This window comes from Legionella longbeachae (assembly GCF_004283175.1).
Lineage (GTDB): Bacteria > Pseudomonadota > Gammaproteobacteria > Legionellales > Legionellaceae > Legionella > Legionella longbeachae.
Genome location: NZ_RXNW01000007.1, coordinates 153,226 through 174,161 on the forward strand (window position 1 = coordinate 153,226; position 20,936 = coordinate 174,161).

A 20,936-nucleotide genomic window follows, 5' to 3' on the forward strand; every position below is an offset into this window, starting at 1 on the left:
ATACATCCTTCCTCCATGCGCTACGTGTTTTTTTTCTTTAAGCAACTCGTTTTGCAAATAATGTCCACAAGCCAAAAAATTGCCATTATTTTATTCTTTTTGTTTTTTGGTTGTTCATTATATGCGGCAACTACATCAGCTCCTGTAAAAAATCCTACAACGTTCATTGAATACTTAACTCAAGAAAAAGCCCATTTGATTTCATCAATTCAAGAAACAACCCAACCGATAACCCTAAAAAATGAAAAAGAATACGCTGCTAAAATGAAGCAAGTGTCATCAATACTGACAATGATAGATGTTAAAATAAAAAGCCTGGAGGGTTTTCTTGAACATGAAAATAAAGAACAAAATTACTTGAATCAGCGTTTAAAACTCCTTCAACAGTTACCTATTGTTAAAGAAGACACAACGGTTCCTGAACGGGTTGCGAGGGTAGAAAATTTACTTATAATTAACAAACAAACGATACAGCTAACTACTGATAATTTAAAACTGGCAAATGATTATCAATCTGCTCTTACTGAAGAAATAAAGAATTTAGAGTTTTGGCATTCAAATTTTGTTCTTGAACAAAAATTAGTACAAATAAAAACTGTAAAAGAAAAGCTTAATCGACAACTTCTTGATCTTTATGAAAATATTAACAATCAGCCTAGTAAGCGATCCAAACAACCCCCTTTATCTTCATCTGATTATGAAGCAAAATTATTGATTAACAATCAAAATATTGCTGTTGTTCAAAATCGCATCAACGCCTTAAACATTCAAAGAACACTAGTCAAAGGAGACATGATTTATCTTAAAAATCCAGATACAAAAAATTTACAATTAATTACTGATATTTATAAAGATGCATTAAATCAATACTCCAAGATTGAAAAATCGTTGCAACAAATAAATACTTTTCTTGAGCACGAAATCAAACTAGTTACAGCTCTTAATTTGAAACAATCAATTAATTCATTACAAAAAACTTTGACTCAAGAAATCAATGAATCCAAAAAGCAGAAACAACTTTTGTTTAAGAGTTTAACAGACTATCAAGCACAACTTAAAAAGTTGATGTCTTCAAGACAAACCCTTGCTGATTATAACATTAATAGCTGGCCAATTATCCTTAATAAAATAGCTGCGATTCCTGGTTTATTTTACAAATATATAAAAACATTAAGTTTAAAAGTTTATGATAGCTATTTATGGTTAAGCCCATTATCCGTGGTTGTATTATGGAGTGGGTTTGTGATAATAGGGGTTATTTCATTTTTAATAAGTCGCTTCTTAAAATCTCTGGGTAGGGATAAAGAACGCTCACGCTTAACTGGGTACTTATATGATGGGGTACTGGTTTTAGTACAAAGAAATATACCTTATTTATGTGTTGTTTCCATGTTGTGGTTATTGCTCACTATTACGCATATTTCTTTCGCGAATTATCAATTATTATTTAAATTAATTGCAGTTTGGTTTACCTTTAAGATTTTAATTTTAATTGCTCGTTTAGTGTTATTAGAGCGAATAACGGACTCCTCAGGAAAGGATGTTAAACTCTATTACCGTTTAAAATGGTTATTGCTTTTTGGAGGATGGACAACCGCTTTAATGACTATTGGTCACTTACTCCCTCTGTCTATCCTGATCCAGGATATATTTAACCGATTATTTATGTTATTTATTTTAACAGTATCTTTGGTTGCCTGGAAAAGTAAGGATGTAATTCCTTATCTACTTCGTCCTTTATTAAATAGCCAGAAGCGATATGTCAGAAATGCTATTTCTCTGTTGGTTATTTTGATGCCAATCGCCGTATTTTCTACCGCCGTAATTGGTTTATTCGGTTTTACTAATTTAGCCTGGAGCATGAGTTTATATTTGGCTTATGCTTTAATTGTATTAGTAGGATACATTCTAGCTCGAGGATTGTTATTCGATGCGCTTGAGTTATTTTCTGAATTAATGATTTCCTCATTGCGAAATGGATGGCTATGGATCGAGGTTTTTTTAAAGCCTATAGATAATATAATGCGAATTATATTGCTTATTATAAGTATCTTAGTTTTATTTCAATTATTTGGTTGGCATTCTGACTCTATAGTAATGATAAATTTAGGGAAATTTGCTCAATATACGATTGTTAATTTTCCTGGTATTCATATTACTGTATACAGCACAATCGAGTTTTTTATGCTGCTTGCCTTTTTTGCGTGGGCATCAAAGTGGACTCGGGAATTTTGTTATCGCTGGGTCTATAAAAATACAAAAGATGCAGGCATACGTCACAGCCTTTCTGTCTTTAGCCAATATGCTGTAGTTCTTTTAGGTGGTTTTGTAACACTCCATGTGCTGGGATTTGATTTTAGCGGTATGTCAATGATAATTGGAGGGTTAGCTGTAGGTATGGGTTTTGGCTTACGGGATTTTGCCAGCAATATTGTAGGTGGCCTTATGCTTCTTATTGAAAGACCAGTAAGAGAAGGGGATTTAGTCACTATAGGAGAGCATGAAGGGCGAGTTGCTCATATCGGTATTCGTTCCATGCGGGTTTCTTCATGGGATAATATGGAAGTGTTAATTCCAAATGCAGAAACCTTTAACAAACCCTTTACGAACTGGACACATCAAGACAGTATTGTCAGAACAGTTTTTCCTATAAAAGTGAGTCGTTCAGATGATCCAGTAATGATTCAACAAATTATTCTGGATGTTTTGGCAACAACCCCGGAAATTGTTGCTGATCCACCTGCTCAGGTTTTTCTCAAGAAAATTGATGAGGCGCTGCTTGAGTTTGAAGCACGATATTTTATCAATGTCCAAGTTCATACTCGCTTTGAAGTACGGTCTAAAGTATTGTTTGCTATTATGGCTCAATTTAAAGCAGCAAATGTAAAACCACCCATTGAACCTATCGCGGTTGAGATTAAAGAGAAAGAAGGGCAGAATGATTTCACTGCTAAAAAACATCCCACCACCACAAACTGAATCTGAGTTAATTGAACGTTGCTCAAGTATTGCTGGCCTTAGTTTCGCTCAATTAAGCTTGAGCTTAAATTTATTGATCCCAATAGATTCTAATCGACGAAAAGGGTGGGTTGGCCAAGTCATTGAATTAGCCCTAGGCGCCAATGCCTCTAATAAATCATTACCAGATTTTAAAAATTTAGGTATAGAACTTAAAACTCTTCCTATTGGTAAATCAGGAAGACCTACTGAATCAACCTTTATTACATCTATTCCTTTACTAACAGTGCATCAACAACAATGGAAAACGTCCCAATGTTACTCTAAGCTCAAGAGGGTTTTATGGATTCCTATAGAAGGGGATACTGATATCCCTTATCCACAAAGAAGGATTGGTCAAGGCTTTTTATGGTCTCCGAACGAAGCACAAGAACGCGCTCTAGAAGCTGATTGGAATTATTTAACATTGCAAATCAGTACTGGGAATCTTGAAGTTCTTGATGCAAAATCAGGAGATTATTTACAAGTAAGACCTAAAGCAGCAAACGGAAGATCCCTATGTTATGGATTTGATAGCCATGGCAATAAAATCAAAACATTACCACGCGGATTTTACCTAAGAAGCAGTTTTACCGAAAAAATCTTTGGCAATCCACACCAAATTAATTTATAAGCTGACTCATGGCATAAATCGCCTTTTTTTAAAATAATAGTTCATGAAATCAATAGTGAGCTTCTTGAACTGAATCGAATGTAAATCATAAAATTTAATCGCTATGAAGGCCTGTTAACAATTCATCGCTCTAATTGCTAATACATGATTTATGTTTGAGCCATAGCACATATTTTGCTACACTTCGCCACAATAAAATTCAATGTGATCGCAATTTATATATTTTATAAATTATTAAAACAACTACAGCCATTTGCGTACAAAAAATAATAAAAAATATTTTAAATACCTAACTTGAACCAATTTTTCCCGTGATTATCACGGGTTATTTAATTAAACTCAGTAGCTTCCTATGAAACCATTTCAAAAAATAGTGACCAATAGGATTGAGAAAGAAATAAGTTCTTTTTTCAAAAATAATATAAAAATGCAATTTAGATTTTCTTCTACAAATAAAGAAATGGATATTGAACGCCATCTAAAAAAGTGTAGGGATAGATCCAACACTACATATAAAGAATGAAAAAAGTGAGAATCATAACTTCATGAACGGGATCGGGGTAGATAACCATGAATCTAATCTCAAAAAATCATTTGCTATAAAGGAAGAAAATGAAGTCAATCCTGCTTGCGTAAGCATTGGGATAGATGAACTGAATCCTACAACATTGTTCGTTGCAAAACAGAAAAAAAGTGAACATCTCTGCTTAAACGGAATTGGAATAGATAAACCATGAGCCGAAATCGAAACCATCTTTCTTCATGGAGAAGGCAAAGAATAATACTCCTACTCATCTGAACGGAGTTGGGATAGATAATTATGAACCCAATTTTTCTAAATAATCAAATGGTCGTTCTGTAGAAAAATACCCTTAGATCTCTGTGGCTACTGCCAAGGTGGTTGCCACTGATAGTATTTTGTCAAATTAGCCCAAGTGAAGGAAGAGCCAGTTTGTATTTAAAACTGCTCCGTCTGAGTAGCGCAGCCATTGACTTTAAGCTTCTGTCATTTACTTATAATTAAAACTGAAACATTGTATAAGGTGATTATAAATTAGTTCCAAATGGCTATCGTTGGCAAGACACTAAGTTAATGTATTTTATTATAATGAAGCATTAGTAGATCATAGCTATTCTAAAAATGTACAAATGCCGATATAATTGCATAGCTGTAAACATTTCATTCAGCTAATATCACTTATTTATTCCACTTAAGAAGAAGCATCATGTTATCCAGTTTATTTCGGCTGCCCCTTGTACCACTCATTGTTATTTCATTATTAGGTTGCTGTATGGAAATCGACATTTCCTTACCCAGTTTTCCTAGTATTATGAGTTATTTCGGTAGCACAGAAGCACAAGTTCAAAGCACATTAAGCCTTAATTTTTTGGCATTTTGCCTATCTGGATTGTTGTATGGACCATTATCAGAATCTTGGGGTAGAAGGGGCTTAATGCTTTTTGGAGCAACCTGCTTCTTGATTGGGGCAGTTGGTTGTGTATTTTCATTTTCTATATACCAATTAATGTTTTGGCGTTTTATTCAAGGCTTGGGTGCTAGTAGTACTTTAGTTATGGGCTTTGCTATGATCTCCGATCGGTATAGTGGCGAAGTAGCTGCAAATTACATTGGTAAAATTAACGCTTACGTTACTATATTTATGGCTGCTGCACCCATTTTAGGAAGTGCTATTATCAATTATTTTACTTGGAGAGCAAATTTTACATTCGTTGCGATGATTGCTTTGATTTCCTGGCTTTTTTTGATCTGGCAATTGCCGGAAACTAAAACCAAGAAGCAGCCTTTAAGTATTTTGACTCTATTTAAAGATTATTGGACAGTTTTCTCCCATGGTAAATTTGTAATTTATGCCAGTATGCCAAATATGTTAGTTACGGCTTATTTAACATTTGTAGGTAGTGCATCATTTTATTATATTAATACATGTAAGTTATCCTATTTCCAGTTCGCCATGCAGCAAGGAATGATTGTATTGATATTTTCACTTACAAGTTTTTATGCTGAAAAAGTGATTGCACGAATTGGAAGTCGAAAAGCAGTCAATTTTGGGATGGTGTGCTGTACAATATCCATTGTACTTTTCACTTATTTTGCTTTCGACTATCCAGAATCCCCTCATTTGATTACATTTGCAATGTGTTGGATGGCAGTAGGCTGTGCTTTTCCAATGAGCGTTACTTTTGCTCAATCATTGGAAATCTTACCCAATCTAAAAGGAACATGTTCTTCATTTATTATGTCCACGCGTTTGTTTGTTTCATCAGGGGCAGTGGCTTTAACTGGGCTGTTATTTGATGGTTCGATGCGTCCTGTTGCTCTTGTTATTGATGGGGCTATCATTATAGGAATCAGTCTGTATTTCCTAATAGAACGAATGACAACTTCCAACGATAATCTATTGGAAGTAACCTAATATTTTGTTGGGGTTTCATGTGAGTGAGGCAAAGTACTATGAGAGATATCTAATTTGGGACACGCAATATAAGGATAAACGGCTTTAAATAAAAGGCATCAGAAGATGCATGATACATTTTTTTAATGTTCGTCTGGTCTGCCTATTATCCAAAATATCTTCAATTGAATAAAATAGTCAATGATTCCAGTGTGAGTTAATCGTATTATTTAAACAAATAAATCTGGGATTGATAGTGATTGCAAAATTAAAGAATAAAATTCCATTAATTACTGGCAGTACAAAATCAATTGGTCTTTTGCAAAAAGGACTCTACTGTAACGTAACAGGAAGGCTCTCAAAGTCTGAAGAATATGACGAATACCTCTACTAGGATGTTTGTTGCGAACAAAATATGTTGCATATGAAGCGAAAGTTAGATGACCCTTCGCTTCATGATGTATTTATCAGTCAGATTTGGAGTAATTCAAAGTCAAGACAGAAGGAAGCATTCCTTTAATTTGTTCTACTGGCTGTTTCACTTTAGATGTTAGAAGTTCTCTAAAATGAGGGTCAGTTGCAAAATAACGAATTGCACTTTCAACACCTTTAAAAACACCTACATCCAGTTCTCTTCTTTCTACACTGGCTTGTAAATCTAGAAGACGATTTTGATCTACACTAGGTGTGGGTGCTGTAAAAAATGAATATACCGATGAAATGCTATTCCAAATGGTGCTTTTAGGTTGCTCGGCTTCTGATACCGGTTTCCATGCCAGCATAAATTCTGTGGTACATAAAGGAGCAATTAATTTAATTAATCGTTGAATATCGGGATTAGAGAGAGCTTGACTATTGTCCGTACCATCGTATTTATGTTGCCCGCTTTTTAAGCACCAATTATAAATGGTTTTCATTTCGTCGAGCTGATTGTGAAAATCTTCAAGACTGAAATTTTGGAGAATATAACCAGCTGCGCCACAATAGAGAAACATACTTAGAAAATATTTCGCAAATTCAGGGACAGGTAAAAGAAGGCCTAAAAGCCAAGACCCCCCCCATGCTGTGAGCCCTGTACTCATTCCTTGATAAAGATATATTAGATTGGCATTGTATTCAAAGTTATTAATGTATTTTCTGATCGAGGCTAGTTGTTCCTCATCTTTTGGGTTAAAGTTTTTTGAAGTTAAGAGTGTTAAAGCCTCTGCACGTTCTCTTTTGTTTTTTTCGACAGCAGCCATTCCTTCAACAGTTAGTTTGCCCACAGTACTCTCCTTGAAAAAAATAATCAATAAAGCCCATTCATCCTACCCGAAGTGATGAGAAATATGCTATTTCTTTTTTAAGAAAAATAATACATTTCTTACTAAACAAGTTAACGGTTCATGTATATTGATATACAATAAAACATATTGATTAAATATATTTTCAAAATAGATGTCGATAAAAATCAATCTTGATCCCACTCAAATACATGGAACGAATCTGGGTGAAGCTGAAAGGAATGCCCTCCAAGAGTTTCTAAAAAATAAACATCTGGATAATATGTGGCTTAAAAACCAAGAGTATCAATATACTACAACTCAAGGTATTGAATATATTTTTTGTTTTAGTAAATCACTATTAAGAAGGAAACGAAGTAAGCTCAAGGAAGGAGAGCGGTTCGAGATATTTGATTTAAGCAATGAGCCTTTAGGTCAGGGTGGGTATGCTGTAGTTTATCCCATATTAGGAACAATAAAGTTTGAAGCCAATTATCCAATTTTAAAAACGGGTAAAAATCGAATAGTCAAGATAGAAAAGCACCATGAGTATGATCGAAGTCATTCAGTGCTTCAAGAATATAATAATCTGGTCCATGTTGGACATTTAGGTCCTAAACCACCGGTGTTTGTTCATAATAACGGGAAAAAAAGTTTGCTAGTAATGAAGCTGGCAAAAGGTATTCCTCTAGAAACAATACTTAATCCTAATAAACGAAAGAAGTATGCGGATTTTATCCCCATACTCACTGTAGAAAAACGTCTGGAAATTACTTTTGCGATTCTTGATGCAGTGAAAGAACAAGTAATTGATAAGAATTTGATTCATCGTGATTTAAAACCAGGTAATATGATAATTGATTTAAGTAGATCGTCTTCCATTTCTATTGATATGGAGGGAAATACAAGCATTAATCCCCCCTCTAAAGTAACGATTATTGATTATGGAAATGCAATAATAGGCAACCGTATCGAAAGACGAAGAGTAGGTACCGCCGCTTATAGGCCTCCTGAGCTCTATTTGAGTACTCCAAGCTATACTCAAAAATCAGATGCTTACGCCGTAGGGCGAATTTTAAGCTATTTATGGGGTGATGATTATAAAAATTATTATTTAGATCACAAGTCTCCTTGGATTGAAATTAAAAAGAAAACCCAAAATAATAATTTGTTTTCAGATCCGCAGATAGCTCTTTTCAAAAAAGATGAAGATCAAATAAGAGAATGTCTCAATGGTCTTTTAAAAGAAGATATTACAGAGCGCTGGAGTGTGGAAAAAGCGAAACAGTCTTTCTTAAAAGTAAACCTCCAAAAATATCAAATAAAGAAAATTCGACACGCATCTAAAATTGAGCTTAGACATTATGAAAAATCAATAGAAAAACAAATTCAAACAATTGTTACATTGATCTCGAGACTTTCTAAAAAAGGTAACGAGTTAATCCAAAGAGGGTTTGGCCAAGAAGGTAAAAAAGCAGAATATTTAGCAAATAAATTGAAAGAATACACAGAAGCACTTGCTAAAAATCCGGATCCCACATTGTTTAAACTTTATCGAACAAAATGTTTAATAAAAATAGACTCATCTAGAAAAATGTTACAAAAACATCGTGATTCAAGATGGATAGTTGCTGAAATAATTACTGCAATTAGTTTGTTAGGAATCGGATATTTATTTGCATTAGGTATTAATTATAAAATCACCGGCAGATTAGGTTTATTTTCGCAAACTAAATCAGATCAAACAGTTGAAAAGCTCAGAAACTCTATTTATCAGCTTTCATAAAATACCTTATTCCTGTTTTTCATTCCAGGTGACACTATTTGAACACTATGTCTTTGAAAATCATTCTAAAAGGGAGTCAGAATGAAGTTATATGACCTTCGGCAACTATTAAACGAATATGATCAAACATGGTATACACGTAAATTAATTTATGGTGATCACAAACGGGGCCAAAAACTAAGACAATACTTAAAACAATTTGCCAAGAAACGAGATGATTACGAATTAACTTCAGTGGATATTTTAAATCTACTTCAAAAAATTCCAGAAACTACAGCTATAGATAGTCAATTAAAACTCATGCAGTCCATAAGAATAAAACTTGATGAGCATTACTTATTTGATATTTACGTGGTTTTAAATAGCGCAGGAATGATTCATGAAAACAATTTTTCAATTATTTACGATCTTTCATTTGAAGGCAGGTCGCTTTTGCATCGCTTATTTTGTGGCTTGCAATCACAACGAATTCGTTTAAATCGAGAAATCCTTTCCTCAGTACTAATACTCGCTTCACAAAAACCACATTATTATAAACTCATTGAGAGCTCTTTAAGATTCCTAGAGAGTAAAAATCACCTAACATCCACTGCACTCAACTTACTTACAAGCAAAGCTAATGAATTAGCCTCTGTTGCCAACTTATTTCAGGAGCTCGATAAAGCTGAATTTTTTAACGATGAATGCTTAAAACATTTTTTGCGCCGCGAGTCCCTGTATTCAATTGATAGTCTAATTGTATTATTGAATCATGCAAAAATTACCCTCAATGAAGAGTTAGTTCAACAAATTAGCGCTAATAACCAGATTCATTTTCTCATTGAAACTCTATCAATCTTACTTGGCGCTAAAGAACTCCATTTAAAAATGGAACATGTGATATTACTCATAAAACAAGATCTTACTTTTTTTATAGCGAAAAATTCGGTTTTAAAATTACTCTTGAAAAATGACCTGCTGGACAACCAGACATTTGAGTATGTTTGTATCCATGATGTTTTTTCATTAGGACAAATATTAGAAATTTTATCGGATAAATCCTTATTAAAGGATAATCAGGAAATAATTCAAAATCTTATCAATATGGAGCTTGATAGTTACCCATTCTATAAAGCCATTAGTTATTTAAAAAAAGCAGATGTGTTAGACCAAGATACTTTGACTTCATGCTTTAAATTAATGGCAATAAAGCAGGAAAACAGGAATACAATCGTTTTTAATTTCTTTGCATTATTCGAAGAAAACAATTTTGATGTGAATCAAAAAGAATTAGGTATTCTTTTTTCTTTATCGAATGCAAATTTGCGTCGATTTTATGGAGTACTATCCAGGCTTAGCGCAAGTGGGATGTTAGATCATCAGTCATTTGCAAAAGCATTGCAAAGAGTCGCAGAGAGGTTACCCCTGGTTTTTGAATCTGTAGTAAGCAAAAAAAGCACGAAAATCACAAATGTACCACGCTCTGAGTTTCTATTAGATAATAAACACTCCCTCTTTACAGAACATAGTGATTCCTATGAAAGTGGTGGATTTGGCAAAGTCAAAAAAGGTTACCCATTTGTCGATTCCGGAGAGCCTCTTTATGGAGTTAAAAAATTAAACGAATCCGATCATGACAAAGCCCAAAAAGCGGCAATTCGTGAAGTTAAATATCATCGTTTATTAGGAAGAGAAGCATTTTATTTTTTCCAAAAAGGAAAAGCACATATTGTTTCTGAATGGCAACGTGAACTCAGTTTAGATCATTATCATGCCAATGAGTTATTACAAATACCCATGGAAAAAAGATTGCGCTGTTTAAGTTCTGGCTTAACTGATCTCAATACCTTACACCAACACTATCGCATCCATGGAGATGTTAAGTGCCAAAATTTTATTTTAAATTTAAACAACGAATCGATGAAGCTTATTGATTTTGGAACCTCTCATAAAAAAGCATCAACTAAATCATTTGGATGGACTGCAGCGTATAGCGACCCTCATTGTTTTGGCGATCATTTCTGCAAAGATTTGTATGCCATGGGTCTTGTGAGCATGTATTTATTTCCCGAAATATATACAGTCTCATTTGAGAATGGAAAAGCAAACATCTTAGTTCATAAATCTCACTTCACCGTTCACGAACAAGCAATTGTAAATCTTGTTCAGTCAATGATGCATTCAGAGCCTCATTTAAGATGTACTAGTGAGCATGCATTAAATTATTGTAATCAGTTACTCAATCAATTTAATCAAATAGACAACTCACTTTTAGAAGACCTAACCAGCTCGAGCATGAATCGTGCTCACTCCACTCTTGAGGATAAACTCCGTACCTGATTGACAACTGTTAAATATACCAAGACTGGTAATTTTGAGACAATCAAATTAATCTTACATTGAATTAAAGAGACAAACTCATTCTGAAATTTACCAAATATTTAGAGACTATTATGGAATCAAAATATGATTTACCTGAAGTGACCAAACCTTTTCCACTGCAAAAGCGAGTTGAGCTGTTTAAAAATAAGGTGGAAGCTGCTTTATTTTTTTTTGCACGAGCATACAACTTCTATCTATGTAGATGGTATACCTGAAAAGCTACCCAGAAAACATTTACGCATTGGCAACACATATGCTATGGAAACTCAAATATTATTGCGAGCAGTGACAAAGATGCATCTGATTCCGACCTTATTTATCAATGAGGTAGAGGTTGAGTTAAGTATTTTAAAAAGTTTAAAAATAATTGATTTAAGTAATGAAGAAATAAATTTACTCAATAAGCATGAACTTGTTGTCATGATGATGGAGGCATTACAAGAAGGCTATGAGTATTTAAGTCAGTATCATACTTTTTACAATGATGATCATCCGAAACATTGGCCGCATCAATTCATTGAACGAGAAATAGATAGTATAAGTCATACTATTACTTCGGCTGCCTCTAGATCACTCTTTTGGCGGTCAAAACCATTACCATTAAAACCTACAGATAACAATCCCGAAGAAAAAGAGCAGAGACAACTAACGCTACTAGATAACCCTATGGTGAAAATATGATACCCAAAAATTATTATAGAATGAGTTTACTTACTATGAAAACTCTTGTGATTTTGTTTTCTTTAATTTATTGTGTTTTTGTGCAAGCTAATCCTGTGATCGCTTTTGAACGATCGGGATTTATTTGGACATCCAATCTAGATGGTAGTAAGGCGCGAAAAATAACTGCAGGATATGTGCCAGAAATTTCTCCTGACGGAAAATACATTGCCTATAATACAGCTGACCATCAATCAACGAATCGTTACCTGGCAATAGTAGAATTGAAATCAGGTAAAGTGGCACAGTTACAACATATACCCTCTAAAAATAACTTTAATCCTGTGTGGTCTCCCGATAGTAAAAAATTAATATTCAATACCTTTATTAATAATAATTGGTATCTGGCTCTCATCAATAAGGATAGCAGTGGTTATCTCCTGTTAAATAATACCCAAAATAAATATACTCCTGTCTGGGCTCAAGATGGAAATTCTTTTTTTACTCATGACCTTGAGACAATTTATTGGATGAACCTTGAAGGCAAGCTCCTAAAAAAATGGCCTCTAGATACCCTTATTCCTCACGGGAGCATGAGCAGTGCATCTCGAATCCAGGTTTCTCCTGATGGAAAAACACTCCTTATGGATGTAGATATGGATGAGGAGGTTCATGAAAGAAACTGGGAAGGACCGCCACCAGCATTATGGACACTTGATCTTGAATCAGGCAAAACCACAAGAATAACGCCTAAAGGAACACTAGCGTGGAGCCCATTTTGGATTAACTCACAACAGTTTATTTTTCTAAAGCAAGGAAAAAACAAGCAAACTTTGGCATTATATCGTGGTTCACTAAAAAATCTTGTAGAGACCTTCTTATTAAACGATGTGCAAACACCTAGCATCTCACGCTAGGTGTTTGCATTAAGGCGTGTTGACCATTCTTCCCCACCGCCTACTTGCCGCGACTTGTTCCTGAGAGAGCCTCACGCAACTATCTCATGGATGTTGCGTGAGGCTCTCTCAGTTTAGCATTCGGTGCCAATTGTCAACACAGCCTAATGAATATATTATAGGAACACTTCTGTTGGTAAACAATCCCTTCTGATTTCCAACGTTCCATACTTTATGTGTGAATGTAATGTATGAATTTATGTGAAGTACTATTAGATTCTTATAGCTCTGGATGACACGTATAAAGCGCAACATGTAGATAGGGGGGTAATTGTTCCACACTAGGCAGAAAGGGTTTAGATAAAGATATTCAGATTTAAACAAAAATTAATTTTATTTGACAAATATAAAGAGAATAACTAATCTTGAATTGTGCAATGCAACATACGGAGATGCTATGAAAAATCAATTTTTTGATCAAAAAATGTTTAATAATTTTGATGCTCCAGTTCAAAAGCTAATGGAACTCAATGTTAAAATGATGCAAAATTTATCTTATATGAAACCTCTCGATTTATTAAGTGTAAAAAAACCAGAGGAATATTTTGAAAAGCAAATCGAACTATTTTCTCAAAACAGTCAAATGATACTTGATTATATGAGAACTACTTTCAATATATTAGAAAATCATTGGTTTAATATTTCCCGTAATTTTGATCAAAATCAACAACAAATGATGAGAGAAGCATCTTCTACCATAGAAAAAGGCACTAAAAAGGCAGCTACTGCATCTAAGAGCACTACTAAAAAAGTTGTCGCTGCAAAAAAATCAGCACCATCCACCAAAAAAGTTGCTTCAGATACCACCACAACAGCTACTGCCAAAAAAGATACTAAGGCTGCTAAAGTGAGCAAAGCAAATGACACAAAATCTGAAAAAAAGAAAGCTAAAAAATCTACTCCAACATCAGTTCATGCCAAAGAATCAACAACTCAAAGTACACCAAGTGGCAGTGAAAATATATCAAATGTGAATGCTATTCCTGAAAAAACCAGCACGCAAGATTTGAACATCCAAAAACATTAATTATTTGTAAATTAATCAATTACCTTGATTTATTTACTGCTTTCTTTGTCCCGCGGCATGTACGCGGGATTTCTGTACACTTCCGCTATTATTAGACTTTATGGATAAGCAGCAGAACGTCATAGTAGAGTGCTGTGTGTATATTTAATTCATATTGAGCCCTGAATTTTTGAGATTAATTAGGGGTCGTTTGGAATAACCACCAAAAATGTTAATTTTGAATTAATCCTCCTTCCAAAAATATTCTTTTAAATGCTTTACAAGGGCATTTACCATAGATTTTATATCAATCTCACCATTACTCTTTTTAAAATTGTATTTGCCAGTAAAGGCAATGTGTGCCCAGGCAATGGGAGATATTCTTGCAAATTTATCAATAATATTTTGACTTTCACCAGCTGCAAGCATCTGTTCGTATACCATGTTCAAAATAATGCTAATTTGCAACAAGCCTTACAGCATGAGCACTAATGCGATTAGCAACTATTTTCAACACTACGGTATATTTTTCTAATGAGTCCCTGTAATTGATGATAGGCTTCTGTTCGATTTCTTGCTGTCCTTATAGCTTTTCTTAGAGCCATATTATCAATTAAATTCAGGACATGAATGCTTTTTAAGAGTTTATAATACTCAAACAGCGCCTTCTTTAGACTGGAGTAACGCGCATATATGGGGCCTGTGGAAGAACCCCACATGAATCCTAAATTTAATTTGGCAACAGATTAATTGTATTCAGGAACTTGCTCCTTGATGGTGGGGGTGAGTTTACGATCGTTACTCATGGGACGAAAAAAACTTAAATTATCTTTAGGTGGCTTTATTAACTGCTCATCCGACCGGTCATTTTCATGAGCTTCATTAACTAGATTATCATCCAATTTTTGAAATTCGGCAGTTCTTACTTTATCCAGCGCAGTGAGTGCTTCCAAGTCGCAAGATATTGCCCTCGAATAATCCCACGACTCCCAATTGGGGAGTAAGCGAGCACCATTGGACCCCCTGATTACTATGATTGCCAATGAATGACCTTGATATGCTGAATCGTAGAAGAAAAAGGATTTACTTTGAGGATACCTTATATGAGGCCAAGTATCCGTGTTAGCCCCGAGAATATTTTTCAGCGAACAAACATCAAGATATACTTTAGTTTCATTCTTCTTTTTAAGAGCGAGTAGCCAATCTTGCAAGATACCAAGATTTACAAACGTTATTTCATAACAATTCCACTTATTGCAGCCGTAGGGAATAAAATACATCTTCTCACCCTTCTCGTTTTGGACAAAGATGTAGCTGTTTTCATACGCCTTAAGCTGCGAAGATGGGAATTTAGACAAGAAATGAAGGTGGCGCCCAAGGTGATCAACAGTAAATTCTCGCGGTAGGTATTGCTCACAAAAATTAGGGGTGGGAGCAAAGGATCTATCGTGTCTGCAATATTCGTTGGCCACGTGCGCGGGGAGATTCAGCTGGGCATTTCTGATCTTTTTTAATGCCAAGGAAGTCTGTCCATTTTTGACTAAAGTGTCATATTCACGAAGTGCTGTAAGAAGTGGCGTCATATCAAAATGAGACGTTTGAAAAGTTTGTCCCTGTTGTTGATAAATTAATCCTTTATTTTTCAAGTGATTAATGCGTATGCCCTTGAGTGCTTCAGTGTTCTTATCCATGTGGCTTTGTAACATACGGTACATATAGATGTCTTTGGCCCAATAGGCATATTCATAAGCACTACACTTGAAGGTTCGGCCCGAATAATCGGTAAATAAACCTCGAGCGTGAAGAAGTACTTGCGTCTGGCTTGGGTTTGCGGTTAATAACTTTTCTGCCTCATCTTGATGGCCTTGCGCTACAAGATGTAAGAATTGAAACAGAGGAACATCGCGATAGAAGTCTTTGATTTTATCTGGCCAGCATGCAAACGCGTCGATGGTGCATTCTTCATATCCTTTTTCAGGTGCATTCACTGTTGTTATGGGTAGCCCTTTACTAGGAGAGCAAGCTTCTTGTGCTTGATTGACAAGATTGGCACGCAATTGCTGAATTTCAGCGGTTCTTACTTCGTCAAGAGTGATGAGTGCCTGCAAATCATGAGAAACGTCTGGCCAAGGATCTCGCCAAGGACCATCTACACTAGAAGATCGTATTATTGGAGCCTCGTTACAATGAACCTCTTTAGAATCAAAGAAGAAAGAGAGATTATTTTTATCTGCTTTGAAATCAGGATGATTACCTCCATTATATGTTATATGCCTCTTTATCCAATAAGAACTGAGGAATACTCTGTGAGTTTCATTATCCTTTTCAAGAGACTGTAGTGCCTCTGCAAATCGAGCAAAGTTGTCCTGTTCTATTGGCTTATCCTTTCCATCCGAATTTGTATAATACAGATTATTGAGCTCGGAAAGCCAATAGATATTTCTATCACTTTCTATATAAAACTTCTCCTTGAGTCTGGAAAGCCAATAGGTATTTTCATCAATTACTTCAGGACGAATATGTAAGTAGCACCCAGCAGCAACAACAAGTCGTCGCGGTAGGGTTGCCTCACGAAAATCAGGAGTGGGAACAAATGATCTGTCGAGCCTGCAATACTCGTTGGCTACATGCGCGGGTACACCCAGCTGAGCATTTCTGATGTTCTGCAGCATACTGGGCGTTTTTCTATTTTTGTCCATAGAATTATATTGTTGAAGTGCGGTAATAAGTGGCGCCATATCAAAATGAGACGTTTGAAAAGTTTGCCCCTGTTGTTGATAAGCTAGCCCATTGGTTTCCATAGTTTCTATATGCGCTAGCATAAGTGCGGATGTGTTCTTATCCATGTAGGTTTCTAACATGCGGCACATATAGATGTCTTTAGCCCAATAGGCGTATTCATAAGCGGTGCAGCGGAAGGTTCGACCTGAATAATCGGTGACTAAACCTTTAGTTTGTAGAAGTACTTGCGCCTGGTTGGTGTTTGCAGATAATAAATCTTCTGCCTCATCTTGGCTTCCTTGTACCACATGGTGTAATAATTTACACAGAGGAAGATCATGGATTAGCTCTTTGACTTTACTAGGTAAGCCTAGAAATTCGTCAACAGAGCACTCTTCATATCGTTTTTCGGGCTCAATCACGAAACCATCATTAATGGAGGAGTTTGTATCAGGTATTTCTATAGGATGTTCTCTAAAATCAGTAAGAATACGAGCATAAAAGTCAGTATAATAACTATCAATAAATTTAAATAACGACATGATTTCAGCAATGTTTACGCAAATGGCTCCTTGGTGGATGACGTATTTTGCTTTTTCTCCTGAGGCTGCTTTGTCTAAAATAATAAAATTGTCATGAATACATTCTGATGATTTGAAGAGGGTGTGATATGCCTGCTCAAATCTTTTTTGCACTGCGGCTAGATCCACAGTATTCAAAGGGCGAGAGAGTCCAAATTTATCTTGATGGGTATTAAAAAAATCAAAAATAATTTCTTCAACATAATTCCCAGCACTTAATCCGATTGATAGTGCACCGGCTAAATTATCATTTAACGTAGCGTCTAACATAAATCCAAAATAATTGAGTGTTGGTAGGAGCACTTCATGCATTAACCTCTGGCTTAAAGTAGGATCTAGGTTGCCGATAATATCGCCGAAGTTTTGCGTGCTTATGTTGTTGGCTTTGCAATAAATATTGAGTACGGCAAGAAAAATGAGAATCACATTTTCGCGGTATGACCATGATCTATTCAAGAAAGAAGCAGTAAGCAGAGAATCTTGGCTCGAAGGCGCAACCACACCTGGAGGAAGCAGTTCCTCCCTCTCTAATTTTGTAGAGATGCGTGTATTTCTATCTCCGGTTATTGGTTGACTAAAAAAGACAAAATTGTTCGTCGGCAATCGAACCTTGGGGTAGTAATAGGGCGATAGTATAACAGAATATAAATTAGAGGGCGTGGTTAGGAATAAGCCTAGCACATTGAAATAATCTTCTTCTGCCATGAATTCTACGGTTTTTATGTACATTTTTATCTGCTCAAGGCGATCATTTTTGGTGATATGCTCTTTACTGTGGTCCTCTAGTATGCTGATATCCGCTTGCAGAGCATCCCGATATGCTTCTAATGCAATCAGAGCATCCTTCTTGAAAAAATTAGCCCAGAGTTCAGGTTGGTGTAGATTCTTAGTCTCGTCACCTTCATAAATAATTGGAACTAAGAGATGGACCATGTTTGTTTGCGGATTGATATGGATGTATTTTGGTGTTTTGGGTTCTTTAAAAGAAATATACAAATTCGTACCTCATTGTAAAATAAGTTATTTTTGTGTCGCGATTTTAGTCATCATTGCATTAATTTGCAATTAATGTTTGAGTTAAGAGCATTTTACATCGTTGCTGCAAATTACCTGTGCTGAATCTGCAAGCAGATAAGCAAGTACTTAGCAAAATCTTATGATTTACTGGGTAAAGTGTTGATTAGATATTCTGGTTATTTAGGATGAAATTGGGTAATCATGCGATTCAGTTTATTAAAAAAATGGTAATAGCTCACGTGATTATGTAAATTTTAAGGATGGTATAAAAAAACTGCCGTCATTGCGAATGAAGTGAAGCAATTTAGAACCGCATTGATTCCTAACCCAGGATTTTTCATGAGGATTTTATAGCAACCGAGTTTTAAAACATTCAATCGTTGCATCAGATAGATATAGCTAACCCGAAAAATGTTTTACTTATTGCATGGCTTTGTTGGTTCTGTCGCGAAATTTTTTTCATATTCAGGACGGGGGAACCGCAGGATAAAATTATGCCGCAAGTCCATAGAACTGTTCAAAGATAGATAGACTGACTACCTGCCTGCAGATGCTGTCCCTTTCGGAGCATATGGTGAAGCTCAATGCCCGCCAGTGTAGATTCTGCTGAATGAAAGGCCTTAAATCCCTTCATGGGTTTGGTGATTTTCTTGATGAACCGATGATCCTGCTCCACGATATCATTGAGGTATTTGATTTGCCTCACATCAATCTGAAGGAACACGCCACCCATCATGAAAAGGAGAGCCAGCGTACGGTTGATGGTATCAATACCTGCTTTATTGGCGCCGCTTTTGACCATGGCTACCTTCTCTGGTACACCGTTTGAACCAATGACTTTGATGAAAAGGACACATGCAGCGGGCTCATCTCGTTTTTCTGATAGCATGAAATCAACCGTATTGCCTTCTTTGTCCACGGCACGATACAGGTACATCCATTGTCCTTTTACTTTGATATAGGTTTCATCCATCCTTAAAGAACTCACCGTTGCACGCTTGTGACGCCTGCGAAAGGCCTCTTCCAGTTCGGGAGAGCGGTTAATGGTTGAGTGATCGACCTTCAGCCCTCTCTCTAGAGCCAGTTTCTCAATATCTCGATAGCTTAGGGCGTAGGCAAGATACCATCTGACCAGCATCAATATTATATCCTGTTTAAAGTGTTTCCATTTGAAGCTGACCATTTGAGCTGCCCTGAAAAATTCGCCAACTCTATCAGGTTCAAAAAATTTTCGCGACAGAACCACATTTTTGGTGGTTATTCCACACGATCCCAATTAGATTCACTTTTGAGTTGAACGATGGTTTGAGTTTTGAAACTACAGTTTGATTTGGGCATTTAACTCTTCGATTTTATCGAGAATTTTTAAGAAATTTTCCCCAAAGGATGTTACAAAATATTCAACTCTAGGAGGAGTTTCGTGATACGTTTTCTTGTCAAGAATACCGAAATCAACATTTTTCCTGAGGCATTGATTTAAAACTTTTGTTGAAAGGCCTTCGACACTCCTTACCATTTCTCCAGGACGGTTGATTCCTTCTCTTAAGAGGGAATAGACAGTGAGAGACCATTTACATCCATAAATAGTTTCCACCATGGTAGCCGCTTTGAGCGGTGGATGCTTTTGTTTTAATTTTTTTTTCTCAGACATTTCAATAAGTTGGACCGAAAAGTTCTTACTGTACCAATGGGTACTTACTTTTTTTACGATTATAACTTCTTAATAATTAATTGGATAGAACAAAATATAAGGTGAATATAAATGTTTCGTAAAGAATTAGCCATTATCATTGGTGGATCAAGTGGTATGGGATTAGAAACCGCAAAACGACTTTCAGGATACGGTATGGATTTACTAATCACAGGCAGAGATGAGCAAAAGCTTATTAAGGCTGCTAAAGAAATTAATGCAAATGAGGCGGGAGTGGAGATTTCTATGATAGATCTTCATAACGAAGAGGATCTGTCAATGTTTATTCATAAAATAAATAATGAAGATCGTAAAATCAAATATCTCGTTAATGCAGCGGGAAGTTTCAAACCTATAAGTTTTTTAGATCATACAGTAATGGATTATGATTTACAGATAAATGTTAACAAAGCTTTCTTTTTTATTACTCAATCTGTGGCTCAAAATATGAAAAAAAATAGGGGAGGTGCAATTGTTAATATAGGTTCAATGTGGGCTAACCAAGCAGTTAAAGCAACACCTTCTTCGGCTTATTCCATACAAAAAGCAGGGCTTCATTCATTAACTCAACATTTAGCTTTAGAGCTTGCGGAATATAATATAAGAGTAAATGCAGTGGCACCTGCAGTAGTCATGACCCCAATTTATAAATCATTTATTGATGAAGATAAAATTGAGTTAACATTGCAAAACTTTAATCAATTTCATCCTATTGGACGAATAGGCAAAACAAGTGATGTTGCAGATGCAATTGAGTTTCTTTTATCCGATAAAGCAAGCTGGATTACAGGGGAAATCATTAATGTTGATGGTGGTGTTATGGCTGGAAGAAATTAGGCAAGTCGACGATT

General features: G+C 35.5%; 16 protein-coding genes. 10 read left to right on the top strand and 6 right to left on the bottom strand.

Annotated features, from left to right (window positions below; all coding sequences use genetic code 11):
• Window positions 1-60: 60 nt before the first annotated feature.
• From EKG34_RS08865 to EKG34_RS08880, 4 genes are all read left to right on the top strand, one after another.
• Window positions 61-2,979: a mechanosensitive ion channel domain-containing protein gene (locus tag EKG34_RS08865; protein WP_003637105.1), complete on the top strand. Its 2,919-nt coding sequence runs from the start codon at window positions 61-63 to the stop codon at window positions 2,977-2,979.
• Window positions 2,939-3,631 carry a DNA mismatch repair endonuclease MutH gene (mutH, locus tag EKG34_RS08870; protein WP_003637106.1) on the top strand — a complete coding sequence of 231 codons (693 nt, stop codon included), beginning with the start codon at window positions 2,939-2,941 and terminating at the stop codon, window positions 3,629-3,631. The genes EKG34_RS08865 and mutH overlap by 41 nt, the downstream gene beginning before the upstream one ends.
• A gap of 545 nt (window positions 3,632-4,176) precedes the next feature.
• Window positions 4,177-4,368: a hypothetical protein gene (locus EKG34_RS08875; protein WP_003637108.1), complete on the top strand. Its 192-nt coding sequence runs from the start codon at window positions 4,177-4,179 to the stop codon at window positions 4,366-4,368.
• A gap of 489 nt (window positions 4,369-4,857) precedes the next feature.
• Complete coding sequence (locus EKG34_RS08880; RefSeq protein WP_012979115.1) at window positions 4,858-6,066, top strand: multidrug effflux MFS transporter; 1,209 nt, start codon at window positions 4,858-4,860, stop codon at window positions 6,064-6,066.
• A 446-nt stretch (window positions 6,067-6,512) separates the two neighbouring features.
• On the opposite strand, the gene EKG34_RS08885 is transcribed toward EKG34_RS08880, so the two are convergent.
• Window positions 6,513-7,310 carry a hypothetical protein gene (locus tag EKG34_RS08885; protein ID WP_003637111.1) on the bottom strand — a complete coding sequence of 266 codons (798 nt, stop codon included), beginning with the start codon at window positions 7,308-7,310 and terminating at the stop codon, window positions 6,513-6,515.
• A gap of 172 nt (window positions 7,311-7,482) precedes the next feature.
• Between EKG34_RS08885 and legK1 the strand changes: the two genes are divergently transcribed.
• From legK1 to EKG34_RS08910, 5 genes are all read left to right on the top strand, one after another.
• Window positions 7,483-9,093, top strand: a complete 1,611-nt coding sequence (legK1, locus tag EKG34_RS08890) for a Dot/Icm T4SS effector kinase LegK1 (RefSeq protein ID WP_003637112.1) — start codon at window positions 7,483-7,485, stop codon at window positions 9,091-9,093.
• Between the two features lie 81 nt (window positions 9,094-9,174).
• The gene (locus tag EKG34_RS08895; RefSeq protein ID WP_003637113.1) at window positions 9,175-11,412 is read left to right on the top strand and encodes a protein kinase domain-containing protein; all 2,238 of its coding nucleotides are present in this window, start codon (window positions 9,175-9,177) and stop codon (window positions 11,410-11,412) included.
• Window positions 11,413-11,712: 300 nt separating this feature from the next.
• Entirely contained in the window at window positions 11,713-12,135 is a 423-nt protein-coding gene (locus EKG34_RS08900; protein ID WP_231852886.1) for a hypothetical protein, read from the top strand.
• A gap of 35 nt (window positions 12,136-12,170) precedes the next feature.
• A complete protein-coding gene (locus EKG34_RS08905) occupies window positions 12,171-13,031 on the top strand; it encodes a TolB family protein (protein ID WP_003637116.1) in 861 nt (286 codons plus the stop codon).
• 436 nt (window positions 13,032-13,467) lie between these two features.
• On the top strand, window positions 13,468-14,097 hold the full coding sequence (locus tag EKG34_RS08910) for a hypothetical protein (protein ID WP_003637117.1): 630 nt from the start codon (window positions 13,468-13,470) through the stop codon (window positions 14,095-14,097).
• Between the two features lie 222 nt (window positions 14,098-14,319).
• On the opposite strand, the gene EKG34_RS08915 is transcribed toward EKG34_RS08910, so the two are convergent.
• From EKG34_RS08915 to EKG34_RS08935, 5 genes are all read right to left on the bottom strand, one after another.
• Window positions 14,320-14,505, bottom strand: coding sequence for a hypothetical protein (locus tag EKG34_RS08915; protein WP_035905146.1), 186 nt, complete (start codon window positions 14,503-14,505; stop codon window positions 14,320-14,322).
• A gap of 68 nt (window positions 14,506-14,573) precedes the next feature.
• The gene (locus EKG34_RS08920) at window positions 14,574-14,795 is read right to left on the bottom strand and encodes a Tn3 family transposase (protein WP_223800018.1); all 222 of its coding nucleotides are present in this window, start codon (window positions 14,793-14,795) and stop codon (window positions 14,574-14,576) included.
• Window positions 14,796-14,822: 27 nt separating this feature from the next.
• On the bottom strand, window positions 14,823-18,374 hold the full coding sequence (locus EKG34_RS08925; protein WP_003637118.1) for a hypothetical protein: 3,552 nt from the start codon (window positions 18,372-18,374) through the stop codon (window positions 14,823-14,825).
• 513 nt (window positions 18,375-18,887) lie between these two features.
• Window positions 18,888-19,578, bottom strand: a protein-coding gene (locus EKG34_RS08930; RefSeq protein ID WP_263283333.1) for an IS6 family transposase whose coding sequence is annotated in 2 segments (ribosomal slippage) — window positions 18,888-18,930 and window positions 18,929-19,578 — 693 coding nt in all. Because the reading frame shifts where the segments join, the coding sequence is not laid out codon by codon here.
• A gap of 135 nt (window positions 19,579-19,713) precedes the next feature.
• On the bottom strand, window positions 19,714-20,046 hold the full coding sequence (locus EKG34_RS08935; protein WP_003637122.1) for a winged helix-turn-helix transcriptional regulator: 333 nt from the start codon (window positions 20,044-20,046) through the stop codon (window positions 19,714-19,716).
• A gap of 111 nt (window positions 20,047-20,157) precedes the next feature.
• Here EKG34_RS08935 and EKG34_RS08940 point away from each other — a divergent pair, with 111 nt between their 5' ends.
• Complete coding sequence (locus tag EKG34_RS08940; RefSeq protein WP_003637123.1) at window positions 20,158-20,922, top strand: SDR family NAD(P)-dependent oxidoreductase; 765 nt, start codon at window positions 20,158-20,160, stop codon at window positions 20,920-20,922.
• Window positions 20,923-20,936 lie beyond the last annotated feature (14 nt).